Here is a 4,018-nt window from a genome sequence, read left to right as displayed (position 1 = left end):
GAGGCGCAGGCCTGGGCGGCGCGCTTTTCGCCCTGGTCCATGGCGGCGCTCAGGGCGTCGGCCTGCCGCTACGATGCGCGCGGCGCGCTGCTGGAATCGGCCACGCCTGTGCGCTGGCTGCGCTGCGTGTCGGACGAACTGTTCGCGCCGGATGATCCGGGCGCTCAGGCGCAAGCCCCGTATCCTGGCAATATCGTTCAGGTCAGCGTGACGGGGCGCTACGGCCATCTGTCGCCGTTGCTGGAAGGCCGTCTCTGGGACGCCCATCTGAGGCAGGCGCTGGCCTAGCAGGCGGCTGCGCCGGCCCGGCCCCTGAAGCCCAGGCAAAAAAATGCCCGCTTTCGCGGGCATTTTCACGTGTGCGGCAAGGCTTACTGGATCTTGGCCTTTTCGCGCAGTTCCTTCTGGTAGTCGGCCAGGGTTTGCTGGCGCAGCATTTCTTCCAGCTGCGGGCGCACCTGGTCGAGCGGGGGGAATTCCACCGGACGGGTGTCGTCGACCATGATGATGTGCCAGCCGAACTGGGTCTGCACCGGCTTGTCGACCAGTTCGCCCTTCTTCAGCTGCGTCACGGCTTGCGCGAACGGCTGAACGTAGTTGGTCGGGGGAGCCCAACCCAGGTCGCCACCCTTTTCGGCGCTGCCGGGGTCCTTGGAGTTCTTCTTGGCCAGGTCGTTGAACTTGCTCTTGTTGCTCTTGATCTGGGCCAGCAGGTCGTTCGCCGTCTTTTCGTCTTCGACGAGGATGTGGCGGACCTTGTATTCCATCTTGCCGGCCTGTTCCTTCTTGATCTTCTCGTATTCAGCCGTGACCTTGGCATCCGACACCGGGTGCTTGGCCAGGTAGTCGGCCATCAGGGCGCGGACCAGGATGCCTTGGCGGGCCAGCTCGACTTCGGTCTGGACGTCGGCCTGTTTGGCGATGCCGCTGGATTCGGCGGCTTGCACGAAGATCTGGCGGTTGATCATTTCCTGCTTGACCTGTTCGCGCAGTTGCGGCGAATCGGTGGCGCCCTGGCTGACCAGCAGCTTGACGAATTGATCCAGGCTCTTTTGCGGAATGGCCTTGCCGTTGACGGTAGCCACGTTCTGAGCAAAAGCCGGCACGGCGATGACGCAGGCTGCAGCCAGCATGACGATGCGTTTCATGAATATCCTTTTACTTTCTATTTGGGAGCCTGGGCATCTAGCGCAAGCGCATGAATCGGATAGGGGATCAAATCTTGCAAATGATGATACACCAGCCTATGTCGCGCAACGGCCGAGAGCCCCGCAAAGCAAGGCGCTACGATGATCACGCGATAGTGGCCGGCGCCGTTTTTACTGCCTTCGTGGCCGGCATGCAAATGCGAGTCGTCCAGGACGTCAAGGCTGACGGGTTCCAGGACGGCTAGCCGCTCCCGGATCAGGGAAATGCGGTCGGTGGTGTCTGACATGGGGGTATATGTTTAGTTCCGGCGCGGGCTGGGGGGCGCCGGCCGGGAAATCGGACGGCTTCAGGGCTGGCGGGGCGGGGTGTCGGAGGAGGGGGCCTGTTCCTCCGTCTGGATGTGCTTGCCCAGCCAGATCGATTGGCCGATGACAAAGACCACCATCAAGCCCATTAGGCCGAAGGCCTTGAAGCTGACCCATTGCGACTCGGTGAAGTGGCCGGAAAACGCCACGTACAGGTTGAGCGCGCCTGCAATCAGGAAGAAGCCGGCCCAGACCAGGTTCAACCGTTCCCAGGCGACGTCAGGGAGCTGGATCTGCTTTTCCATCAGGCGGCGGATCAGGTTGCGGCCGAACAACAGGCGCGCAAAGACCAGCGCGCCGCCGAACAGCCAATACAGCACCGTGGGCTTCCACTTGATGAAGACGTCGCTGTGCAGCCAGATCGTGGCCCCGCCGAACACCAGGATGACGGTCAGGTTGATCCAGTGCATGGCCTCGGTGGCGCGGCCAGTCGCCTTCAGCCAGATGATCTGCAGCACGGCCGCCGCCATGGCGACGCCCGTGGCGATGAAAATGTCCGTGTACCGATAGGCAATGAAAAACAGGAACAGCGGAAACAGGTCGAACAGGAACTTCTTCATTCAGTCTTCTATGGGTTCAAACGTCATCGACAGGGAATTGATGCAATAGCGCAGTCCGGTGGGCTCGGGACCGTCGGGGAAGACATGTCCCAGATGCGAGTCGCAGACGTTGCACAGCACTTCGGTGCGGACCATGCCGTGGGTGACGTCGCGTTCCTCGCGCACCAGTTCCGGATCCAGCGCCTGGAAGTAGCTGGGCCAGCCGCAGCCGGCATCGAATTTGGTGTCGGATGCGAACAGCGCCGTGCCACAGCCCACGCAGCGGTAGATGCCGTGCGTGAACGTATTCCAGTAGCGCCCGGTGAACGCGCGTTCGGTACCCTTTTCCCGGGTGACGACGTATTCTTCCGGGGAAAGCTGGGCACGCCATTCGGCGTCGGATTTTCGTACTTTGTCCATATGAGCTCTTGGAGTCCCGATGCCCGAAATGGTTCGGGCATAATCCCGCCCCATGTTAATCGAGTTTGACCAGGCGGTTGTTTCCACGCCCCAGGCGCAAGTGCTGAATGGGGTGAGCCTGACGCTGGCCGAACGCCGCATCGGCATCGTCGGCCCCAATGGCGCCGGCAAGAGCACGCTGGCGCGTCTGATCAACGGCTTGGTCCTGCCTTCCGCCGGCAGCGTGCGGGTGGGCGGACTGGACACCCGGCGCGACCTGAAGGCGGTGCGCCGCCAGGTCGGCTTCGTATTCCAGAACCCCGAAAACCAGATTGTCTTCCCCATCGTCCGCGAGGACCTGGCGTTCGGGCTGAAGCATCTGGCCCCGGACCGGCAGCAACGCGAGGCCCGCATCGACGCCCAATTGGGCCACCTGGGCGTGGGCCATCTGGCGGACCGGACCAGCCACACCCTGTCCGGCGGCGAACGCCAATTGGTGGCGCTGGCCGCAGTGCTGGTGATGGAGCCGGCGCTGATCGTGTTCGACGAACCCACTACCCAGTTGGACCTGCGCAACCGCAATCGAGTGCGCGACGCTATCGCCGGCTTGCCCCATGACGCCATTGTCGTCAGCCACGATCTGGAGCTGCTGGAGGATTTCGACCGGGTCGTGGTGGTGCGCGACGGCAATATCGCGGCCGACGACAATCCGGCCGCGGCGCTGCGCTGGTACCGGGAGCACTGCGCATGATGGAACCGCTGTACGTCGCGGGCGATTCGTTCCTGCACCGGCTGCCGGCGTGGTTGAAGCTGCTGGCGCTGATGGCGGCGGGCGCGGGCCTGTTCCTGTTGCGCGACCCGCGCTGGCTGGCGCCGGCCTTCCTGGCGGCGACCGCGCTGGTCTGGTCCACGGGCGTGGCCGCGAGCGCGGTCTGGCGACAAATCAAGGGCTTGGCCTGGGTGCTGGTCGCCGTGGGCGTGTTCACTGCCTGGTTCCAGGGTGGCATGGAGGCGCTGGCCGTGCTGCTGCGCGTGGCGGCGATGGTGGGGTTGGCTCTGGCCGTCACCTTGGCCACCCGCACGTCCGACCTGATCGCCGTCTGCGAAAAGGCGCTGATGCCGTTGGAACGCTTGCGGCTGGTGGATGCCGGCAAGGTTGCGCTGGCCCTGGCGCTGGCGCTGCGCTTCGTGCCCGAGATCTGGCGCAACTTCCAGGAAATCCGCGAAGCGCAGGCGGCTCGCGGGCTGGGCGCCAATCCGGTGGCGCTGATCGTGCCCTTGATCGTGCTGACGCTGAAAAGGGCGCAGGAAGTGTCCGAAGCGATAGACGCGCGCAGCCATTGAGGGCTGCGCGCCCTGTTCCATCTCCCAAAGGGGAAAACCGTGAAATCCAGTAATACCGTGCTGATTGCGCTGTTCGCGGCGCTGATCGTCGTCCTGAGCCTGATACCGCCGATTCCGCTGCCGGCCATTCCGGTCCCTGTCACGCTGCAGACCTTGGGGGCCATGTTGGCGGGCGCGATGCTCGGACCCGTCCGCGGCGCGCTGGCCTGCCTGCTGTATCTG

At 64.1% G+C, this 4,018-nt stretch carries 7 protein-coding genes and 1 pseudogene; 4 read left to right on the top strand and 4 right to left on the bottom strand.

The features are described from left to right. Positions 1–288 (top strand): annotated as a pseudogene (locus VIR09_RS31245) (homoserine acetyltransferase); the annotation flags it as partial. Positions 289–371: 83 nt separating this feature from the next. Here the strand turns inward: VIR09_RS31245 and VIR09_RS31240 are convergent. From VIR09_RS31240 to msrB, 4 genes are read right to left on the bottom strand one after another with little or no spacing between them, the layout of a single operon-like run. Continuing rightward, positions 372–1,148 (bottom strand): peptidylprolyl isomerase, encoded by a 777-nt coding sequence (locus VIR09_RS31240; RefSeq protein WP_173143485.1) that lies wholly within the window; start codon positions 1,146–1,148, stop codon positions 372–374. 17 nt (positions 1,149–1,165) lie between these two features. Beyond that, positions 1,166–1,435: a BolA family protein gene (locus VIR09_RS31235; protein ID WP_332016396.1), complete on the bottom strand. Its 270-nt coding sequence runs from the start codon at positions 1,433–1,435 to the stop codon at positions 1,166–1,168. 60 nt (positions 1,436–1,495) lie between these two features. Continuing rightward, the gene (locus VIR09_RS31230; protein ID WP_332016395.1) at positions 1,496–2,074 is read right to left on the bottom strand and encodes a septation protein A; all 579 of its coding nucleotides are present in this window, start codon (positions 2,072–2,074) and stop codon (positions 1,496–1,498) included. Next, the gene (msrB, locus tag VIR09_RS31225) at positions 2,075–2,473 is read right to left on the bottom strand and encodes a peptide-methionine (R)-S-oxide reductase MsrB (RefSeq protein ID WP_332016394.1); all 399 of its coding nucleotides are present in this window, start codon (positions 2,471–2,473) and stop codon (positions 2,075–2,077) included. 52 nt (positions 2,474–2,525) lie between these two features. On the opposite strand from msrB, the gene VIR09_RS31220 reads away from it, so the two are divergent. The 3 genes from VIR09_RS31220 to VIR09_RS31210 form a co-directional block, all read left to right on the top strand. Further along, the gene (locus tag VIR09_RS31220; protein WP_332016393.1) at positions 2,526–3,203 is read left to right on the top strand and encodes an ABC transporter ATP-binding protein; all 678 of its coding nucleotides are present in this window, start codon (positions 2,526–2,528) and stop codon (positions 3,201–3,203) included. Then, on the top strand, positions 3,200–3,796 hold the full coding sequence (locus VIR09_RS31215; protein WP_332016392.1) for an energy-coupling factor transporter transmembrane protein EcfT: 597 nt from the start codon (positions 3,200–3,202) through the stop codon (positions 3,794–3,796). The genes VIR09_RS31220 and VIR09_RS31215 overlap by 4 nt, the downstream gene beginning before the upstream one ends. A gap of 39 nt (positions 3,797–3,835) precedes the next feature. Then, positions 3,836–4,018: biotin transporter BioY (locus VIR09_RS31210; RefSeq protein WP_332016391.1), on the top strand; the 183-nt coding region annotated here is incomplete at its 3' end.

Origin of the sequence: Achromobacter sp., assembly GCF_036567245.1 — a bacterium.
Classification (GTDB): Bacteria; Pseudomonadota; Gammaproteobacteria; order Burkholderiales; family Burkholderiaceae_B; genus Achromobacter.
This window is presented reverse-complemented; position numbering and strand designations above follow the sequence as displayed.